Origin of the sequence: Pseudomonas sp. MYb118 (assembly GCF_040947875.1) — a bacterium.
In the GTDB taxonomy this organism is placed as follows: domain Bacteria; phylum Pseudomonadota; class Gammaproteobacteria; order Pseudomonadales; family Pseudomonadaceae; genus Aquipseudomonas.
The window spans coordinates 754,785-773,436 of sequence record NZ_JBFRXN010000004.1 but is presented as its reverse complement, the minus strand read 5'-3'; the positions used below and the strand labels follow the sequence as shown (position 1 = coordinate 773,436).

Genomic DNA, 18,652 nt, shown 5'->3' with positions numbered 1-18,652 from the left:
CATCGCGGGCAAGCCCGCTCCTACAGGGGCGTTCCGTGTTCACACCGGTCCACTGTAGGAGCGGGCTTGCCCGCGATGAGACCATCAGCTACACCATCAATCTTCGAGGGCACGCACCCGCTCATGCCGCTGCTGCTCTTGCGGTTGCGCCGAGGATTGCAGGGTGAAGTCGAAGTCGATCTCGGCAAACCGCCCGCTGACGCCGTGCGCCGCTGCCCGCGCCGGGTCTTCGCTGAAGGTGATCTGTGCGATCAGCTCGTCGCGGGTGGCGTAGGCGAAATCGTCGTGCAGGTACTGGTCGCCATCGAGGTTGATCTGGGTAGTCAGGTGGCGATGGTCCGGCGCCGAAATGAAGAAGTGAATGTGCGCCGGGCGCTGGCCGTGGCGGCCCAACTGGTCGAGCAGTTGCTGGGTCGGACCGTCCGGCGGGCAGCCGTAGCCCGACGGCACGATGCTGCGGAAACGATAACGACCCTCGGCATCGGTGACGATACGGCGACGCAGGTTGAATTCCGATTGCGTGGTGTCGAAGTACGAGTAAGTGCCGCCAGTGTTGGCGTGCCAGACGTCGACGACCGCGCCGGCCAGCGGTTCGCCGGCGGTGTTGAACACCCGGCCCTGCATGAACAGGGTCACCCCCGGATCGACGCCATCGTCCAGGCGCGCCTCACCCTCGGACAGCGGCGCACCGGCCACGTACAGCGGGCCTTCGATGGTGCGCGGGGTGCCGCCGGACTTGCCGGCCTGCTCGTCTTCGGCGTCCATCAGCATGTCCAGGTAATGTTCCAGGCCCAGCCCGGCCACCACCAGCCCGGCTTCCTGGCGTGCACCCAGCACGTTGAGGTAGTTGACCGCTTTCCAGAATTCTTCCGGGGTCACGGCGAGGTCTTCGATGATGTTCACCGAGTCGCGCAGGATACGATAGATCAGCGCCTTGACCCGCGGGTTGCCGGCGTCATTGAGCAGGCCGCTGGCGTCTTCGAGAAATTTCTGGGCGTGGGCAGTGTGGGAAATCTTGACGTTCATGGGGGTTCCTCATCTTGTAATTATGGGCGTAGCTGGCTGAGCAGGCTGGGCTCAGCGGTCGTCGTCACGAATCGAAGAAGGATGGCGGCACAACGCATCGACTTCGATGGCCATGTACGGGAACAGCGGCAATTGCATCAACAGATCATGCAGTTCCTGGACGCTGTCGACATCGAACACGCTGTAGTTGGCGTAATGGCCGGCGATACGCCACAGGTGGCGCCACTTGCCCTGCTCTTGCAGGCGCTGGGCCAGGGCCTTTTCGTCGGCCTTGAGTTTGGCGGCCGCTTCGGGGTTCATGTCGACCGGCAGATTCACGGTCATCTTTACGTGGAACAGCATAATGCTCTCCTCAGGCTGAATGAATGGTCTTGTCGCGGCGGAAAAACGCCAGGCGTTCTTCATCCAGGCTCAGGCCCAGACCCGGCGTCTTCGGCACGTGCAGCTCGAAATCGCGGTACACCAGCGGTTCACTGAGAATGTCTTCGGTCAGCAGCAGCGGGCCGAACAGTTCGGTGTCCCACGCCAGTTTGTTCAGGGTGACGAAGGCATGGGCCGAGGCCACGGTGCCCAGGCCACCTTCGAGCATGGTGCCGCCGTACAGGGCGATGCCGGCCGATTCGGCGATGGCTGCGGTGCGCAACACAGCACGCGGGCCACCGTTCTTGGCGATTTTCAGGGCGAACACCGAGGCCGCGCCTTCGCGGGCCAGGTTGAAGGCATCTTCCACGCACTCGATGGACTCGTCGGCCATGATCGGTGCCGGGCTCACGGCGTTGAGACGGGCCATGCCGGCGCGGTTGTTGCGCGAGATCGGCTGCTCGATCAGGTCGATGCCGTTGCTGCCCAGCACCCGGCAAGCGCGCAGCGCCACTGCTTCGTCCCAGGCCTGGTTGACGTCGACGCGCACGCTGGCGCGGTCGCCCAGGGCCTTCTTGATGGCGATGACGTGGGCCAGGTCGCGGTTGACTTCACCGGCACCGATTTTCAGCTTGAAGATGCGGTGGCGGCGCAGGTCGAGCATTTTCTCGGCTTCGGCGATGTCCTTGGCGGTGTCGCCGCTGGCCAGGGTCCAGGCCACCGGCAGCGCGTCACGCACGCGGCCACCGAGCAGCTCGCTGACCGGCAGGCCCAGGCGTTTGCCCTGGGCGTCGAGCAGCGCGGTTTCGATGCCGGACTTGGCGAAGGTATTGCCACGGATGCTGCGCTCCAGGCGCAACATCGCCGCGTTGACGTTGGCGCTGTCCTGGCCAATCAACAACGGTGCGAAATGTGTGTCGATGTTGGTCTTGATGCTGTCCGGGCTTTCGTTGCCGTAGGCCAGGCCACCGATGGTGGTGGACTCGCCGATGCCTTCGATGCCGTCGGCGCAACGCACGCGGATGATCACCAGGGTCTGGTTCTGCATGGTGTGCATGGCCAGCTTGTGCGGGCGGATGGTCGGCAGGTCGACGATGATCGTCTCGATCGACTCAATGGCAGATAAAAGCATTTCAATACCCGTCAGGTTCTTAAAGTTCTGGAACCGATTCTGGTACGGCTTTTTTCCTGAGGCCAATATAGAATTGGTCTGGCTTGATACCTTATAGGTATGCCCAAACACATTCCTCCGGAGGTCCCATGGAACTGCGTCACCTGCGCTATTTCCAGGTGCTGGCCCAAACGCTCAACTTCACCCGCGCCGCCGAGCTGTTGCACATCGCCCAGCCGCCGTTGAGCCGGCAGATCCAGCAACTGGAAGACGAGTTGGGCGTGTTGCTGCTCGAACGTGGCCGACCGCTGAAGCTGACCGACGCCGGGCGGTTTTTCCACGAACACTCAACGGCGCTGCTCGAACAACTGGCCAAGGTCTGCGACAACACACGGCGCATTGGCCTGGGGGAAAAGACCTGGCTGGGCATCGGTTTTGCGCCGTCGACCCTGTACGGCGTATTACCCGAGCTGATCCGCCGCCTGCGCAGCGGCGAACCGCTGGAGCTGGAACTCGGCTTGTCGGAAATGACCACCCTGCAACAGGTGCAGGCGCTCAAGGCCGGGCGCATCGACATCGGCTTCGGGCGTATCCGCATCGACGACCCGGCGATCATCCAGACCGTCCTCACCGAAGACCGCCTGGTCGCTGCCCTGCCCGCCGGCCATCCGCTGCTGGCCGCGCCCATCAGCCTGCGCGAGCTGGCCAAGGAGCCCTTCGTGCTCTACCCCGGCAATCCGCGCCCCAGTTACGCCGACCATGTCATTGCGCTGTTCGAATCCCAGGGCGTGAGCATCCACGTGGCGCAATGGACCAACGAACTGCAAACCGCCATCGGCCTGGTGGGTGCGGGCATCGGCGTGACCCTGGTGCCCGCCTCGGTGCAACTGCTGCACCGCGACGACATCGGCTTCACGCCGCTGCTGGAAGACAACGCGACCTCGCCGATCATCCTCAGCCGCCGCGTCGGTGATGTGTCGCCGGGCTTGAATCACTGCCTGCGGATGATCGAGCAGCTACAACCGGCGCGCTGACCTCAATGGCTGTCGCTGTCCCAGATCCAGTTCCAGATCCCCGGCAACTTCACCGCCTGTGAGCTGTCCCGCACGGTGCGGGCCATGGCCGCCCGCTGTAACTGCGCCTGATCGTCGTAGAACGGCTTGGCGTCCACCTTGACGCCGGTCGCCTGGGCGCTGTCGAGGAGGATTTGCAGGTACTCGCGGGCGTGCCGGGCGCTGTAGCGATTGAGGTCGTGGAAGGTCACCACCACCGGGATCACTCCATCGACGGTCGGCAACTCACCCAGGGCGATGCGCTCGCGCACTTCGGACATCGAGCGCAGGAAATGCGCGCGCCGCCGCGGGCTGGCATTGAAGCCCCAGATCTTGCCGTCATTGGCGCTCAGGTCGGTCAGCAACACACTGAGGCCGTGACGCTGATAGGCGGCGAATACCCGTTTGTCGTAGTTCCAGAATGGCGGGCGCACCAGGGTCGGCGCCGCGCCGGTGATCGCGGCAATGTCGGCACTGCCCTTGCTCAGTGACTGTTCCAGCTCCTCGGGGCTCAGGGAGCGGTGATTGGTGTGCCAGTGGGTGGCGGTGTGGAAACCGAGGATCTGCCCCTCGGCGTGTTCGCGGCGCATCACCTCGCGGCCGATGTCGCTGTCGCCGGCCCGTGGCGCGCCAGTCTGCACGAAAAACACCGCCTTGAGGTTGGGCTGCACCGGGTTGCTGGCCAGGCTGTCGAGCACGGTCATGCTCGGGTTCCAGAAGCTCGAGGCACTGGGGCCATCGTCGAAGGTCAGCAGAAAGCGGATCGGCGCCTGTTCACGCAGATGCTGTTCGGTTTGCGGGGTCATTTCGATGGGGGCGGCAATGCACCCGGCCAGCCCGACGGCAATGGCGAATAGGCAGAGAATTTTCGACAGCGGTTTCATTGATGGCTTCCAGACCTTGGGACCGCACGGGTGGACGGCGCGCGGTTGGATCAGGGTACACGGGCTTTGGTTCCGCTGCTGCCCGCCGCAACTGTTGCCCCAGCAACAGCAGCTCGACACGGTGTTCGCCCGGCAACATCACTTCCCCCGGAAAATGGCCGCCAACGCCCTGCCAGCGTGGGTTGCGCCGACATGGCACAGCGCCTGCAATATTCCATTCAGACAGGAAATTTCACACAAAACAAACTTTCAGAAATATAAAGCCAGGAGCCATCGCGATGCATTCCACCTTCCGTTTCCCCCTCGTCAGGTCGCTACTGAGCGCCTGTGCCCTGCTATTCAGCCTGCAACCCGTAGCGCAGGCCGCCGAAACGCCACCCGCGGAAGTGCGCCTGGACTACGCCTATTATTCGCCGGTGAGCCTGGCGCTCAAGCATCTGGGCTACCTGGAAAAGGCCCTGCCCCAGAGCAAGGTCACCTGGGTGTTGAGCCAGGGCAGCAACCGCTCGCTGGAATACCTCAACAGCGGCGGCGTCGACTTCGCTTCCTCGGCCAGCCTGGCCGCCGTGCTCAGCCGCGCCAATGGCAGCCCGATCAAATCGGTGTACGTCTACAGCCGCGCCGAATGGACCGCCCTGGTGGTGCGCAAGGACTCGCCCTACCAGACCGTCGCCGACCTCAAGGGCAAGAAAATCGCCGCCACCAAGGGCACCGACCCGTACCTGTTCACCCTACGCGCCCTGCAACAGGCCGGCCTGAAAAAAGACGACGTGGAACTGGTGCACCTGCAGCACCCGGACGGCCGCACCGCCCTGGAAAAAGGTGATGTGGACGCCTGGGCCGGCCTCGACCCGCACATGGCCGCCAGCGAAGTGCAAGCCGGTTCGCGCCTGCTGTACCGCAACACCGATTTCAACAGCTACGGCGTGGTCAGCGTGACCGAGCGTTATGCAAAAGAGCACCCGCAGGCCATCGAAACGGTGCTCAAGGCCTACGAACAGGCCCGTGAGTGGTCGGTGAAAAACCCGGATGAGCTGGCCAAACTGCTCGCCAGCGAATCCGGCCTGCCGCTGGACGTGGCCAAGCTGCAACTGTCGCGTACCGACCTCGCCAACCCGCACCTGACCGCCAAGGACGTGCTCGCCTCCAAGGCCGCCGCGCCGATCCTGGTGTCCGAAGAGCTGGTGCGCCGTGGGGTGAATGTCGATCAGGTCATCGACCAGTTGATCGACACCGGTTCCAGGCAGACCGTGGCTCGCCAGTAAATATCGCCCAAGACCGAATCCGCGCCCGGCGCGGATTCGTCGTCACCGGAGAAGCCAATGACCAGTAAAAGTAAAACCCTGGAACTGCCCACCCCTCGCGGCACCACGCTGGCCTTGAGCAACGCCTGGCGCCTGCGCCTCAAGGGCCTGGCCCTGCCGGTGCTGATCCTGCTGGTGCTGGAATTCATCGTCCGCATCGGCTGGCTGCCGTCCTACCAGATGCCGGCCCCCAGTGAAATCGCCCTGACCCTGGGCGATCTGGCTGAAGGCCCGCTGTGGAAGCACATCAGCGCCAGCCTGGCGCGCGTGCTGCTGGGCTTTGCCATCGGCGCCAGCCTGGCCCTGGTGTTCGCCGCCTGGGTGGGCCTGAGCCGCGAGGCCGAAGCCTGGCTGGAACCGACCTTCGCCGGCCTGCGCTCGATCCCGAGCCTGGCCTGGGTGCCGCTGCTGCTGTTGTGGCTGGGCATCGACGAGACCTCGAAGATCGTCCTGATCGCCATCGGTGCCTTCTTCCCGGTGTACCTCAATGGTGTCGCGGCGATCCGCAACATCGACCGCAAGCTGGTGGAAGTCGGGCAGATGTACGGTTTCAGCCACCTGCGCCTGGTCCGCCGCATCCTCTTGCCCGCCGCCCTGCCCGGCCTGTTCACCGGCTTGCGCAGTGGCCTGAGCCTGGCGTGGATGTTCCTGGTGGCGGCCGAACTGATCGCCGCCACCCGTGGCCTGGGCTACCTGCTCAGCGACGGTCGCGAAACCTCGCGCCCGGACATCGTGCTCGCGGCGATCATCGTGCTGGCGCTGCTGGGCAAACTCAGCGACGGCCTGCTGGCCGCCCTCGAGCAACGCCTGCTGACCTGGCGCGACACCTTCAACGGCCACCGGGCAGAGGACTGAACCATGACCGAACACCTGCTGGACATACGCGTCGAACGCAAGACCTTCGCCACCACCACCGTGCTGCAAAACATCCACTTGCAACTGCAACCCCGCGAGACCGTGAGCCTGCTGGGCCCCAGCGGCTGCGGCAAAAGTACCCTGCTACGCATCATCGCCGGGCTGGAAAAGGACTTCCACGGTGAACTGCGCAGCAACGCCGGCGAAGTTGCCTTCGTGTTCCAGGAACCGCGGCTGATGCCATGGCTGACCGTGGAGCAGAACATCGGCTTCAGTGCCGATGGCCACTACGACAAGGCCTGGGTCCACCAATTGATCGACGAGGTGGGCTTGAGCGGTTTTGCCGACGCCTTGCCCAAGGCGCTGTCGGGTGGCATGGCGCAACGGGTGGCCATCGCCCGTGGCTTGTACTCGCGGCCCGACGTGCTGCTGCTCGACGAACCCTTCAGCGCGGTGGATGCCTTCACCCGCATGAAGTTGCAGGACCTGTTGCTGCAACTGGCCGAGCACCACGCCATCGCCCTGCTGCTGGTGACCCATGATGTCGATGAAGCGCTGTACCTGAGCGATCGGGTGCTGGTCATGGACAACCGCCCCAGCAGCATTCGCCAGGAGCTGGGTGTGCAACTGGCCCATCCCCGTGACCGCCGCGACCCGTTGCTGGCACAACTCAAGGCCCGGTCACTGACCGAGTTGCAGCGGGCGCATGTCATTTAAGACGGCGTGTCGAGTGGGCAACTTGTCAATATCGCCGCTCAGACAGTCAGATTTAACAGTCGCCTGCAAAGATCAACTTTCTCAACTTCGAAAAGAGTGTTTCATTAAAGAAACACTCTTGCAGAAATACCCCCGCAAACGTTTAACCGCCTGTCAGACAATCCAGACATCGTAGATACATTACCGACAACTACAACTAACATGCGCGACCATTTCCACTGGCAGTCGCCAGATGACCGCAGAGTCAAAAAATAAGGAAATCCCTTCTACATCAAGCCTTGCAGAGAATTGAATGAGCGACGATTTTTCAATGGATCAAGTCGTCGGTCTGGAGTGCGTTTATCGTTCCCAGACCGAACTCTATCGACTTGACTGTTTTATCGAACAATACATAAAGACCCGAAACCTGCATGCAGTTGCAGAGATCGACAAAACCCTGCGTTTAACGCTCAAACGCTACCCGGGCGGGCACCGGGTAAGGGTTAACGAGTTGAATGCCTGGATCGACAGGATGCTGGGCTATCGCGCGGCGCATCCGGATGTGGTGCAACTGGACGACGTTTGACGTTACCGCCTCTGGGCATTGACCCCTGTTGGCATTACCCCTTGTGGGAGCGAGCCTGCTCGCGATGGCTGAGTGTCAGTCAACATTGATGTTGAATGTTGCTACGCCATCGCGAGCAGGCTCGCTCCCACAGGAGGGCATGTGCAGGTAGATTCAGCCCATCAAGGCTTCAACGGCCGCTCTTCATCGAGATCAGAGAGCTCTCGACCGCGATCTTTTTTCCAGTCCTGAATCTGGTGCCGCTCACGCTCAAGCTCTTCCTCGGAAGGCTCGTCAACCTCTTCATCCAGCGTCGAATCCTTGCGTTCAGTCGCCATGTTCACCTCCCTCCCAAGTGATCGGTCATCAACTTTAAGCGTAGAACAGATTCGCTTTCCCTGATTTACAGCAACCAACGCAGCAAAAAGAAAAAGCCCATGCTCAACAGCATGCTCAGCAAGGTGTTGCGCGTGTAAAGCACCAGCCCCACAGCCACCAGCGAGCTGAGCAGGTAGGGGTTGTCCCATTGCAGGTTCAGCTGCTTGTCGGGCATGAACACGATCGGCCCGCAGATGGCCGTGAGCATGCCGGGCACGGCGAAGCCGAGAAACTGCCGGGCATTGCTGCTCAGGCGCAACGGCAGGCGCGGTTCGAGGAACACGTAGCGGTTGAGGAATACCAGGATGCCCATGCCGAAAATCACTGCCCAGACCATCATGCGCGTGCCCCCTGGAATTTATTGCAGACAAAACCCGCAGTCATGCCGGCCAGGCCCGACAGCACCAGCGCCGAACCCCACTGCCAATAACTGAACAGCACCGAGCAGAACAGCGACACCGCCACGCAGACCACCGTCGGCACGTTGCGTACCACCGGCGTGATCAGCGCAATGAAAGTGGCGGCGATGGAGAAATCCAGCCCCAGGTGCTCCAGCCCCGGAATGCTGCTGCCCAGCACGATGCCGGCGAGGGTGAAGAGGTTCCAGGCGATGTAGAACGTCAGGCCCACGCCCAAGGCGTACCAGCGGTCGAACTGCTGTTTGTCGTGCTGGCTGGTCAGGGCGAACAACTCGTCGGTGAGCAGAAAGCCCAGGCCCACGCGCCAGCGCCCCGGCAACGGTGAGATCACCGAGCGCATGCTCATGCCGTACAACAGATGCTGCGAAGTCAGCAGCAACGTGGTCAGCAGGATGGAAAACACCCCGGCCCCGCCCTTGAGCATGCCAATGGCGACCAGTTGCGCCGCCCCGGCGAACACGATGCTCGACAGGCCCTGGCCTTGCAGGGGGGTGAGATTGGCTTCGATGGCCATGGAGCCGGCCAGCAGCCCCCAGGGCGCGGTGGCCAGGGACAACGGCATGATCGCCACGGCGCCACGCAAGAAGGCGCTGCGTGGCAGGTGTGAATTGGACATAACGCTCTGCAACCGGGGGAAAGACTCCAGACTGTGCCAGCAACCCGCGCCGATGGCTTGAACAATCTTGCGCATATTTGCCACTCATCGGGTACTGGCTGGATTCACCCGCGTAATGGCAACATGGCACCGCCCTTTTCCATGGAGCCCGCCATGAGTGCAATCGACAGTGACGTTTACCGTACCCTGCTTGAATCGACCAAGGCCATCCCGTGGCGTATCGACTGGAACACCATGACCTTCAGCTACATTGGCCCGCAGATCGAAAGCCTGCTGGGCTGGCAGCAGGACAGCTGGGTGTCGGTCGATGACTGGGTCGAGCGCATGCACCCCGACGATCGCAACTACGTGGTCGAGTTCTGTGTCTCGCAATCGCGTGCCGGGGTGGACCACGAAGCCGATTACCGGGCGTTGACCAGCACCGGCGATTACGTGTGGATTCGCGATGTCGTGCACGTGGTGCGCAAGGACGGCGAAGTGGAGGCGCTGGTCGGTTTCATGTTCGACATCAGCGAGCGCAAGAAAACCGAAGAACACCTGCTGCGCCTGCAAAAGCAACTCGAGGAATACTCCTTTCAGGACGGCCTGACCGGCATCGCCAACCGGCGCATGTTCGACACCGTGCTCGAACGCGAGTGGGCCCACGCCCAGCGCACCGGGCTGGCGTTGTCACTGATCATTCTGGATATCGACTATTTCAAGCAGTACAACGACCACTACGGCCACATCAAGGGCGACGAATGCCTGCGCCAGGTGGCCAAGACCCTGTCACTGGCCGCCAACCGGCCACGGGACTTCATCGCGCGGATCGGCGGCGAAGAGTTCATCTGGCTGCTGCCGGAAACCGATGCCGAATCGGCCAGGCGAGTGGCGAACAAGTGCCTGCATCTGATCCGCCAGCAGCAGATCGCCCATGAATTTTCCGCCGTGTCGGCCGTGCTCAGCCTGAGCCTGGGCGTCGGCACGACCACCGCGCCGTTGCAGGAAACGGCGCTGGCGTTCGTCGAACAGGTAGACAAACTGCTGTACAAGGCCAAGCACCAGGGGCGCAATCGGGCTGAATTTGCCGATTTCGGCGCGCCTGGCTCCGGCGGTTAATCGGCATGCTGTTTCGCCTCGCTGCCGACGCGCTGCTGCTGTTTCACCTGCTGTTCATCGTGTTTGTGCTGTTGGGCGGGTTGCTGGTGCTCAAGTGGCCGCGCCTGGCCCTGCTGCACCTGCCGGCAGCGGCGTGGGGAGTGGCGGTGGAAATGTTCCACTTGATCTGCCCGCTGACCGACTGGGAAAACCGCATGCGCCACGCGGCCGGGCAGACCGGCTATGGCGGGGGTTTCATCGAGCATTACATCTGGCCGGTGATCTACCCCGCCGGGCTGACCCCGAGCGTGCAGCTTGGCTTGGGTGCCGTGGTGCTGGCGATCAACCTGGCGGTCTACGCTCGCCTGTACCAGCGCTGGAAAGCCGGTAACCGTTGAAGCCTAGTTGGCGATGACGCTCATGTTCCGACCGCTGGCCTTGGCCACGTGCAGCGCCTTGTCTGCCGCGCTCATCAGGTCATCGGGCTGGGTCTGGGAGGCCGGGTCGAAGGCGGCGACGCCGAGACTGACCGTCACCACATCCTCGACCCCGTCAGCGTGACCGATAGCGAGTTGCTGCACCGCACGCCGAATGGTTTCCCCCAGGAGAAACGCGCCGACATAGTCGGTGCCCGGCAACACCACGGCAAACTCTTCGCCGCCATAGCGGGCGGCCAGGTCCGTGGGGAGCCTGAGGTTCTGCGTGATGACCGCACTGATGCGGCGCAGGCATTCGTCACCCGCCACATGGCCATATTGCTCGTTGAAACGCTTGAACTGATCAATATCAATCAGCAACAGCGCGAGGCTGGCCTGACTGCGGCGAGCACGGTCCATTTCCGTGTGGATGAACAAATCGAATTGCCGACGGTTGGACAACCCGGTGAGTGCGTCCTCCATCGCCAGCGACTTCAGGCCACGGTTGACCTCCAGGAGCTTGTCCTGGGCCTCCAGCAAATCATTCTGCACGCGGTTCTGCCGCCTCATGAGGCCGATCAGGCGAAAACCCAGCGCGCCGACGAAACCCAACAGCAATGCGACGATGCCGACACTGTGGAGCGCCGCGTCGCGCCAGGCGCTCAGGACTTCGTGCTTGTCGAGCGCCGCGAACACGATCAGTGGGTAGTCATCGACCCGCCGAAACCCGACCACCCGCTCCACACCATCGACCACGGATCGCACCGTGGCCGTGCCGAAATCACCGGTGGGCAGCAGGTCCTGGAACAGCGGGCCATTGGCAATGCTGCTGCCGACTTCCCCGGCGTTGAACGGCCGACGCACGACAATGCTGGCATCGTCGGCGATCAGGTTGATGACGCCATTGCGGCCCATGTCGATGCTGTCGTACAGGGAGAGGAAATAATTCAGGTAAATCGTCGCCAGCGCGACCCCGGCGAAACTGCCGTCGGCGTGGTTGATCCGGCGCGACACGGTCATGATCCATTCACCGCTGGAGCGGCTTTTGATCGACGGTCCGATGTGCGGCCCACGGTCGGGGTGGTCGCGATGGAAGATGAAATATTCGCGATCGGCGTTGTTCGCATCCGGCATGACGGCGCCGTTGGAATTGGCCACCCAGCGCCCGAATTCGTCATACACGAACAGGCCGTGCAACTGCGGCAGCTCACTGCGCTGGGCACTGAGCAGGCGCTCCAGGTGAGTCAACTGGTCGGGCTCCAGGCGTTCGTATTCCAGACGCTCCACCAGGGTGAACAGCAAGGTATCCGCCTGCTTGATCGTCGCCTGCGCCTGCGACGCCAAGGTCTGCGCAAGGTTGGACATGGCCACTTCCTTGTCGCGCAGGTGGTACTGGCGCGAACTCCAGATCTCCCAGATGACCATGACGATCATGGACAGGCACACGGCGACCAGCAGGGTCACCGCAGACCGGACCTTGAGCCGGGCCCCGGCCGATCGGGCAGTCGACAGCGTGCCGGCACCGGCAGGTTCAATGCGCTCTTCATCGGACGGATGACCCATGACGCTCCCTTTATCTGGATAAATGGCGATTGCTCCCGTTCGCCTTTTTATAATCGCTCTGGCACAAGGCGGCTACGCCGCAGTCTGCTTGACCGCCTCGAGCCATGCCGGGTTCAATTGCGTCTGCTGCGTGTCGATGCCCAGCGCGTCCATCCGCGCCTTGTGCGCGTCCATTTCCCGGATCAGTTGGCTGTGATCACTGGAGTTGCCATCGAGCTGGTGCATCTGGTTCAGTCCCAGATGATAGAAGCGCAGCAGCTTGATTGCGCTCGGATCGTCTTTCGCCACCGCCGCCGTCACCTTGTGCATGACATTGGTCACGCTCATCAGGCTGCGCTTGAGCTGCCAGCCATAGACGGCAGGCGCCATCCACGGCTGGCTCCAGAGGACGCTGCGCATCAGCGCCGCCATGGCCAGCACCGCGACGAACACGCCGCCGACATTGAAGCGCAAATTGTCACCGCCCGGCTCGCCGAACAACGCCACTGCCGCCGTCGACAGGAGCATCGCCAGGGCGATGAAAATCAGGGCGATGATGATCGTGCTGCGACGCGTCTGACTGCGATAGATTTCCGGGTTCTGCGGCTGGATTTCGAACATCGGGACAGGGTTCCTCAAGGCCATTGGCAAAAAGTCTGCGGGGCATTATCGCCTCTGCGACGGATTTAGCTATGCTGGGGCTCCTTTTCATCTTTTCATCGTCAAAGGGCAACGTGGCGATACAACGCAGTTCGTGCCATCTTCTTTTGTGAGTACAGACTATTCGGATGTCAGGCGCCCCAGGCGGGTGACATCGTTTTAAGGATTTTTGCATGGCCCAAAGACAAGTAATCAATGCCTCGGTCAGCCCCAAAGGCAGCCTTGAAACCCTTTCCCAACGTGAAGTGCATCAACTGAGCGAAGCCGGTTCCGGCAGCACCTACGCCCTCTTCCGCCAATGCGCCCTGGCCATCCTCAACACCGGCGCCCATGTCGACAACGCCAAGACCATCCTCGAAGCCTACAAGGACTTCGAAATCCGCATTCACCAGCAGGACCGCGGTGTGCGCCTGGAGCTGCTGAACGCACCGGCCGATGCTTTCGTTGATGGCGAAATGATCGCCAGCACCCGGGAAATGCTCTTCAGCGCCCTGCGCGACATCGTCTACACCGAAAACGAACTGGATGCCCAGCGCATCGACCTCAGCTCCTCCCAGGGCATCAGCGACTACGTCTTCCACCTGCTGCGCAACGCCCGCACCCTGCGCCCCGGCGTCGAGCCGAAGATCGTGGTGTGCTGGGGCGGCCACTCGATCAACACCGAAGAATACAAATACACCAAGAAAGTCGGCCATGAACTGGGCCTGCGCAGCCTAGATATCTGCACCGGCTGCGGTCCGGGCGTGATGAAAGGCCCGATGAAAGGCGCGACCATCGCCCACGCCAAACAGCGCATCCACGGCGGCCGTTACCTGGGCTTGACCGAGCCGGGCATCATCGCCGCCGAAGCACCCAACCCGATCGTCAACGAACTGGTGATCCTGCCTGACATCGAAAAACGCCTGGAAGCCTTCGTGCGCGTGGGCCACGGCATCATCATCTTCCCGGGCGGTGCGGGCACGGCCGAAGAATTCCTGTATCTGCTCGGCATCCTGATGCACCCGGACAACGAGGGCCTGCCCTTCCCGGTCGTCCTCACCGGGCCCAAGCACGCGGCGCCGTACCTGGAACAACTGGACGCCTTCGTCGGCGCCACCCTGGGCGATGCGGCGAAGAAACACTACGAAATCATCATCGACGACCCGGCCGAAGTGGCGCGGCGCATGACCGCCGGGCTGAAAGCGGTGAAACAGTTCCGCCGCGAGCGCAATGACGCGTTCCACTTCAACTGGTTGTTGAAGATCGACGAGGGCTTCCAGCGCCCGTTCGACCCGACCCATGAAAACATGGCCAACCTGAAACTCAGCCGCAGCCTGCCGCCCCACGAACTGGCCGCCAACCTGCGCCGCGCGTTCTCCGGCATCGTCGCCGGCAACGTCAAGGACAACGGCATCCGCCTGATCGAGGAACACGGGCCCTACCAGATCCGAGGCGATGCCGAGGTCATGCAGCCACTGGACCAACTGCTCAAGGCCTTCGTCGCCCAGCACCGCATGAAACTGCCGGGCGGCGCGGCGTATGTGCCGTGTTATCGGGTGGTGGCTTGATCTAGAAGAGGCATACGCAATTCCTGTAGGAGCGAGCTTGCTCCGGGCGGCGTTCCGACGATGCGGTGTGTCAGCCCATACTTGGGTGTCTGATACACCACATCGCGAGCAAGCTCGCTCCTACAGGGCCTGCGAACAACGAACAACAGGGATCGCTTGATGGACCACGTAAACCACATCCTGATCGTCGACGATGACCGCGAAATCCGCGAACTCGTCGGCAATTACCTGAAGAAGAACGGCCTGCGCACCACAGTGGTCGCCGATGGGCGGCAGATGCGCAGCTTCCTGGAGACCAATCAGGTGGACCTGATTGTGCTCGACCTGATGATGCCGGGCGACGATGGCCTGGTGCTGTGCCGCGAGTTGCGCTCGGGCAAGCACAAGGCCACGCCTATCCTCATGCTGACCGCCCGCAACGATGAAACCGACCGCATCCTCGGCCTGGAAATGGGCGCCGACGACTACCTGACCAAACCCTTCGCCGCCCGCGAACTGCTGGCGCGGATCAACGCCGTGCTGCGCCGCACCCGCATGCTGCCGCCCAACCTTTTGATCACCGAAAGCGGCCGCCTGCTGGGTTTCGGCCGCTGGCGCCTGGACACCACCGCCCGCCACCTGCTGGACGAAGACGACACCATGGTCGCCCTGAGCGGCGCCGAGTACCGCCTGCTGCGCGTGTTCCTCGACCACCCGCAACGGGTACTCAGCCGCGACCAACTGCTCAACCTCACCCAGGGCCGTGACGCCGACCTGTTCGACCGCTCCATCGACCTGCTGGTCAGCCGCCTGCGCCAGCGCCTGATGGACGATTCGCGGGAATCGACCTACATCAAGACCGTGCGCAACGAGGGCTATGTGTTTTCGTACCCGGTGGAGATGTTGAGCGAGTGACGGGCGGCCGGCCCCTCAATCCCCATCAAATCGCCCATCCCCTGTAGGAGCGAGCTTGCTCGCGATGGTCGTCAACGATGACGCGAAAAACCTGACACCCCGCAGTGTTCTCTAACCCATCGCGAGCAAGCTCGCTCCTACAGCTCCACCCGTTAAACGCCACACGAGACTGACACCATGGTCGCACTCCCGCGTTTCCTGTTCGCTCATACCAGGAAAGCCCTCGCCTATAGGCCAGGTATCACGTCAATCGTGTTGTATGGCCTGGAAGTCGGAGACGGCCTTGAAGGCCCGTATTATCTGGAGATTCGCTTCCTGGACTACGAAACACTCCAGAGTGAAGGCGACCACTTGATGTTCAGCCCGGAGGAAGCCATGGAAGCGGCCGAAGCCGATTACGGCATCCTGCCCGGCGACTGGCGGGAGATGGATGAGGCGGAAGTTGCGCGAATCCATGTCGGTCAAGCGGGTTGAACGCTGGAATCAGAGCCTATTACGGCCTCTTCTGTAGGAGCGAGCTTGTCGAGGCGTCGAACCGTCGCGATGGTGGTCAACGATGACGCGGCAAACCTGACACCCTGCGGTGTTCCTGCGTCCATCGCGAGCAAGCTCGCTCCTACAGGGGGGTGGCGATCACGAAATCCGCATTAATGACTTCGATAACGACTATGCCCCGGCATGCTTTTTCATTTTCCGGCCCCAGCCATAGAGTGAACCCATCTTCTCCCCACTCTTCTGGAGCAACATCATGAAAAGCATCATCGCACTCGGTCTTGCACTTTCGATCTTCGGCGCCACTTCGGCCATGGCCGCACCGCACAAGAAACAAATGATTGCCGCAGCTGAAGTCAGCCAACCGGCCACCCTGAATGTGAACACCGTGAAGGTCGATTCGAAAGACACCCAGGCCAGCAAGCTCTACGTCGCGGAAAACCGTCCTGAGTTCGGTTCGAAGTATCAGCGTTACTGAGTTGCCGCTTTGTTCAGCCTGAACCCCGGGGAGATCCGTCTCCCGCGGGGTTTGTTTATTTCAGGCTCCCGCTGCGAACAACCGCGCCGCCAGGGCTTTGGCCTGTAGCGCCACATCCGTCACCGCCGTGCTCTCCCACCACATGCCGCGCAAGGGCGGGCCCATGGCGAACAGCCGTTGCGCCACCCTGCCCTCGGCATCCAGCACCGCGCCATCAACCGCCGCAGCGATGCCCAGCGCCAACGGTCCCGGCTGGATCAACCCGCGGGCCAGCAATTGCCGGGGCAACGGTCGCGCCACCCGTCGCCAGTCGTATTCGATGCCACTGGAGTTGATCAGCGCCGCGCCCTGCACCACCTCGGTGTGCGCCTGGCCGCGACGGCGGATGCGAATGCCCAGCCCGGCCCCAAGCGCTGGCTCCAGCCCCAGGTAGGAAGCCGCCTGGGTACGCAATCGCCCTTCGGCGTGCAAGCGCGCCACCAGCTCGGCGCTCAGCGGTGGCGAGCGATGGTGATGGCTTTCCCACCAGGGCCGCACGTGGCGCACGAACTGCCGGCGCTGCACATCCGTGGCCTGGTGCCACAACCGGCCAATGTGCGCACGCACGGTATCCAGCGGCGCCTGCCAGTCGATGCCCTGGGCGATGGCGTCGCGGCAGTGCCGGCGCAGTTCGCGCAGCAGTTGCCGCGGCGTGCGCAGGCTGTGGTCTTCGGCGAGAAAGTCCACCCAGGCCGGCGGTTGCCTTCGCACGTGGGGCAGCAGGCCATGACGGGAAAACACTTCGATGGGCCCGCGATGGCCGGCCTGTTCCAGCGACACCACGGCGTCGACCATGGTCAGGCCGGAGCCGATGATCAGCACCGTCGACTGCGGGTCCAGCTGACGCATCGCCGCCACGTCCCAGGGGTCGAGGGCGGCGGCGTTGAGGCCGCTGGATTCGGTCTGCGGCGTGCGGGCGGCCGGGAACATGCCCGTGGCCAACACTGCATAAGCGCCCTGCAAACGTTGCCCGTCGCTGAGGTGCAGTTGCACCGCGTCATCGACGGTTTGCAGGTCAACCACTTCGGCCCGCACATGCTCGACGGTCGAGCCCTGGGTGGCACCAATCGCCTGCGCCTCGGCCAGGCGCTGTTGCACGTACAGGCCGAATATCCCCCGCGGTGGAAACAGCTCGCTGACCGGCACGTGCTGTTCGTCGGATTCGGGCCAACCGCCCGCGGCGATGTAGTCGGTCAGCCATTGAGTCAGGTCGTCGGCGTTGTCCGGGTCGATGCTCATCCGCGCGGCGTTGCCATTGAGCGTGTGGCCCAGTTCGACCGCACTGTAGGCCTCGCCCCGCCCCAGTTCGGCACGCGGCTCGATCACCAATAGCGAGCGCCGGCCCGGCAGGCGCAACAATTGCGCCGCCAGCATCGCACCGCTGAGGCCGCCGCCGATGATCAGGATGTCTGCGTGGCGGATGGCGGCTGTCGCCTGTCCGCTTTGGATGTCAGTCATGGCGCTCCCTGTGTTCAGTGTTTGCCCAGGTAAAAGTCATGCAGGTCCCCCCGTGCCAGTAACGCCTCGCTGCTGCCGGCCAGCACCACGCGGCCGGTGTCGAGCACGTAGGCCTGTTGCGCGTACTTGAGCGCCACGTTGATGTTCTGCTCGGCGATCAGGAAGCTCACCTGCGCCTCGCGGTTGAGCTGGGCAACGATCTCGAAGATCTCCTGGACGATAATAGGCGCCAAACCCATGGAAGGTTCGTCGAGCAGTACCAAAGTAGGACGTGTCATCAGCGCCCGACCGATGGCGACCATCTGCTGCTCGCCGCCGGAGGTCAGCCCCGCCGCGGTCTTGCGTTTGGTTTTCAGGCGCGGGAACCAGGCGTAGATACGCTCGAGGTCCGCCGCCAGGTCCTGACGGCTCAGGCCGCGGACAAAGCCGCCACTGCGCAGGTTGTCCTCGACGCTGAGCTGGGGGAACACGTGCCGCCCCTCCAGCACGTGCACCATGCCCTGCCGTACCCGGTGGCTGGGGTCGATGCCCGCAGTGTCCTGCCCGAGAAAGTGGATGGCGCCACGACTGACCTGCGCCCGTTCGGCCCGCACCAGCCCGGAAATGGCCTTGAGCGTGGTGCTTTTGCCCGCGCCGTTGGCCCCGAGCAACGCGACGATGCCGCCCTTGGGCACCTTCAGCGACACCCCGGCCACGGCGAGGATCGCACCGTCGTAGATGACCTCGATATCGTCGACCCGCAGCAGCTCATCGACGGCGGTTTCGCTGGCAGCCTGGCTCATG

Annotated in this window: 22 protein-coding genes; 11 read left to right on the top strand and 11 right to left on the bottom strand. The window is 62.9% G+C overall.

Annotated features, from left to right (window positions below; genetic code table 11):
- Nucleotides 1-96: 96 nt before the first annotated feature.
- From catA to ABVN20_RS29610, 3 genes are read right to left on the bottom strand one after another with little or no spacing between them, the layout of a single operon-like run.
- Nucleotides 97-1,026, bottom strand: coding sequence for a catechol 1,2-dioxygenase (gene catA, locus ABVN20_RS29620; RefSeq protein WP_368559343.1), 930 nt, complete (start codon nucleotides 1,024-1,026; stop codon nucleotides 97-99).
- Nucleotides 1,027-1,077: 51 nt separating this feature from the next.
- Nucleotides 1,078-1,368, bottom strand: coding sequence for a muconolactone Delta-isomerase (gene catC / locus ABVN20_RS29615; RefSeq protein ID WP_368559342.1), 291 nt, complete (start codon nucleotides 1,366-1,368; stop codon nucleotides 1,078-1,080).
- A gap of 10 nt (nucleotides 1,369-1,378) precedes the next feature.
- Nucleotides 1,379-2,518, bottom strand: coding sequence for a muconate cycloisomerase family protein (locus ABVN20_RS29610; protein ID WP_368559341.1), 1,140 nt, complete (start codon nucleotides 2,516-2,518; stop codon nucleotides 1,379-1,381).
- A gap of 128 nt (nucleotides 2,519-2,646) precedes the next feature.
- Between ABVN20_RS29610 and ABVN20_RS29605 the strand changes: the two genes are divergently transcribed.
- Entirely contained in the window at nucleotides 2,647-3,531 is an 885-nt protein-coding gene (locus ABVN20_RS29605; RefSeq protein WP_368559340.1) for a LysR family transcriptional regulator, read from the top strand.
- Nucleotides 3,532-3,533: 2 nt separating this feature from the next.
- Here ABVN20_RS29605 and ABVN20_RS29600 read toward each other — a convergent pair whose 3' ends face one another.
- Nucleotides 3,534-4,433 (bottom strand): polysaccharide deacetylase family protein, encoded by a 900-nt coding sequence (locus ABVN20_RS29600; protein ID WP_368559339.1) that lies wholly within the window; start codon nucleotides 4,431-4,433, stop codon nucleotides 3,534-3,536.
- A gap of 278 nt (nucleotides 4,434-4,711) precedes the next feature.
- Here ABVN20_RS29600 and ABVN20_RS29595 point away from each other — a divergent pair, with 278 nt between their 5' ends.
- The 4 genes from ABVN20_RS29595 to ABVN20_RS29580 all read left to right on the top strand — a co-directional run bounded on the left by ABVN20_RS29595 (nucleotide 4,712) and on the right by ABVN20_RS29580 (nucleotide 7,874).
- Entirely contained in the window at nucleotides 4,712-5,698 is a 987-nt protein-coding gene (locus ABVN20_RS29595; protein ID WP_368559338.1) for an aliphatic sulfonate ABC transporter substrate-binding protein, read from the top strand.
- A gap of 57 nt (nucleotides 5,699-5,755) precedes the next feature.
- Complete coding sequence (locus tag ABVN20_RS29590) at nucleotides 5,756-6,592, top strand: ABC transporter permease (RefSeq protein ID WP_368559337.1); 837 nt, start codon at nucleotides 5,756-5,758, stop codon at nucleotides 6,590-6,592.
- A 3-nt stretch (nucleotides 6,593-6,595) separates the two neighbouring features.
- Nucleotides 6,596-7,309 (top strand): ABC transporter ATP-binding protein, encoded by a 714-nt coding sequence (locus ABVN20_RS29585; protein ID WP_368559336.1) that lies wholly within the window; start codon nucleotides 6,596-6,598, stop codon nucleotides 7,307-7,309.
- Nucleotides 7,310-7,601: 292 nt separating this feature from the next.
- Complete coding sequence (locus ABVN20_RS29580; protein ID WP_368559334.1) at nucleotides 7,602-7,874, top strand: hypothetical protein; 273 nt, start codon at nucleotides 7,602-7,604, stop codon at nucleotides 7,872-7,874.
- 161 nt (nucleotides 7,875-8,035) lie between these two features.
- On the opposite strand, the gene ABVN20_RS29575 is transcribed toward ABVN20_RS29580, so the two are convergent.
- The 3 genes from ABVN20_RS29575 to ABVN20_RS29565 all read right to left on the bottom strand — a co-directional run bounded on the left by ABVN20_RS29575 (nucleotide 8,036) and on the right by ABVN20_RS29565 (nucleotide 9,266).
- Entirely contained in the window at nucleotides 8,036-8,191 is a 156-nt protein-coding gene (locus ABVN20_RS29575; protein WP_368559333.1) for a hypothetical protein, read from the bottom strand.
- 65 nt (nucleotides 8,192-8,256) lie between these two features.
- Nucleotides 8,257-8,568 (bottom strand): AzlD domain-containing protein, encoded by a 312-nt coding sequence (locus tag ABVN20_RS29570; protein ID WP_368559437.1) that lies wholly within the window; start codon nucleotides 8,566-8,568, stop codon nucleotides 8,257-8,259.
- Entirely contained in the window at nucleotides 8,568-9,266 is a 699-nt protein-coding gene (locus tag ABVN20_RS29565) for an AzlC family ABC transporter permease (RefSeq protein WP_368559332.1), read from the bottom strand. Before ABVN20_RS29565 ends, ABVN20_RS29570 begins: the two co-directional genes overlap by 1 nt.
- 153 nt (nucleotides 9,267-9,419) lie before the next feature.
- On the opposite strand from ABVN20_RS29565, the gene ABVN20_RS29560 reads away from it, so the two are divergent.
- Both ABVN20_RS29560 and ABVN20_RS29555 read left to right on the top strand, forming a co-directional pair.
- Nucleotides 9,420-10,364 (top strand): GGDEF domain-containing protein, encoded by a 945-nt coding sequence (locus ABVN20_RS29560; protein ID WP_368559331.1) that lies wholly within the window; start codon nucleotides 9,420-9,422, stop codon nucleotides 10,362-10,364.
- Between the two features lie 5 nt (nucleotides 10,365-10,369).
- Nucleotides 10,370-10,741 carry a DUF2784 domain-containing protein gene (locus tag ABVN20_RS29555; protein WP_368559329.1) on the top strand — a complete coding sequence of 124 codons (372 nt, stop codon included), beginning with the start codon at nucleotides 10,370-10,372 and terminating at the stop codon, nucleotides 10,739-10,741.
- A 3-nt stretch (nucleotides 10,742-10,744) separates the two neighbouring features.
- Here the strand turns inward: ABVN20_RS29555 and ABVN20_RS29550 are convergent, their stop codons facing one another.
- Nucleotides 10,745-12,322 (bottom strand): diguanylate cyclase, encoded by a 1,578-nt coding sequence (locus ABVN20_RS29550; RefSeq protein ID WP_368559328.1) that lies wholly within the window; start codon nucleotides 12,320-12,322, stop codon nucleotides 10,745-10,747.
- A 72-nt stretch (nucleotides 12,323-12,394) separates the two neighbouring features.
- Nucleotides 12,395-12,922: a DUF3087 family protein gene (locus ABVN20_RS29545; protein WP_368559327.1), complete on the bottom strand. Its 528-nt coding sequence runs from the start codon at nucleotides 12,920-12,922 to the stop codon at nucleotides 12,395-12,397.
- A 212-nt stretch (nucleotides 12,923-13,134) separates the two neighbouring features.
- Here ABVN20_RS29545 and ppnN point away from each other — a divergent pair, with 212 nt between their 5' ends.
- From ppnN to ABVN20_RS29525, 4 genes are all read left to right on the top strand, one after another.
- The gene (gene ppnN, locus ABVN20_RS29540) at nucleotides 13,135-14,508 is read left to right on the top strand and encodes a nucleotide 5'-monophosphate nucleosidase PpnN (RefSeq protein ID WP_368559326.1); all 1,374 of its coding nucleotides are present in this window, start codon (nucleotides 13,135-13,137) and stop codon (nucleotides 14,506-14,508) included.
- Nucleotides 14,509-14,667: 159 nt separating this feature from the next.
- Complete coding sequence (locus tag ABVN20_RS29535) at nucleotides 14,668-15,402, top strand: response regulator (RefSeq protein WP_368559324.1); 735 nt, start codon at nucleotides 14,668-14,670, stop codon at nucleotides 15,400-15,402.
- Between the two features lie 177 nt (nucleotides 15,403-15,579).
- Nucleotides 15,580-15,876: a hypothetical protein gene (locus ABVN20_RS29530; protein ID WP_368559323.1), complete on the top strand. Its 297-nt coding sequence runs from the start codon at nucleotides 15,580-15,582 to the stop codon at nucleotides 15,874-15,876.
- Between the two features lie 274 nt (nucleotides 15,877-16,150).
- The gene (locus ABVN20_RS29525; protein WP_368559321.1) at nucleotides 16,151-16,372 is read left to right on the top strand and encodes a hypothetical protein; all 222 of its coding nucleotides are present in this window, start codon (nucleotides 16,151-16,153) and stop codon (nucleotides 16,370-16,372) included.
- A 60-nt stretch (nucleotides 16,373-16,432) separates the two neighbouring features.
- Here the strand turns inward: ABVN20_RS29525 and ABVN20_RS29520 are convergent, their stop codons facing one another.
- Nucleotides 16,433-17,869 (bottom strand): FAD/NAD(P)-binding protein, encoded by a 1,437-nt coding sequence (locus tag ABVN20_RS29520; RefSeq protein ID WP_368559320.1) that lies wholly within the window; start codon nucleotides 17,867-17,869, stop codon nucleotides 16,433-16,435.
- A gap of 14 nt (nucleotides 17,870-17,883) precedes the next feature.
- A complete protein-coding gene (locus tag ABVN20_RS29515) occupies nucleotides 17,884-18,651 on the bottom strand; it encodes an ABC transporter ATP-binding protein (protein WP_368559318.1) in 768 nt (255 codons plus the stop codon).
- Nucleotide 18,652: the final 1 nt, after the last annotated feature.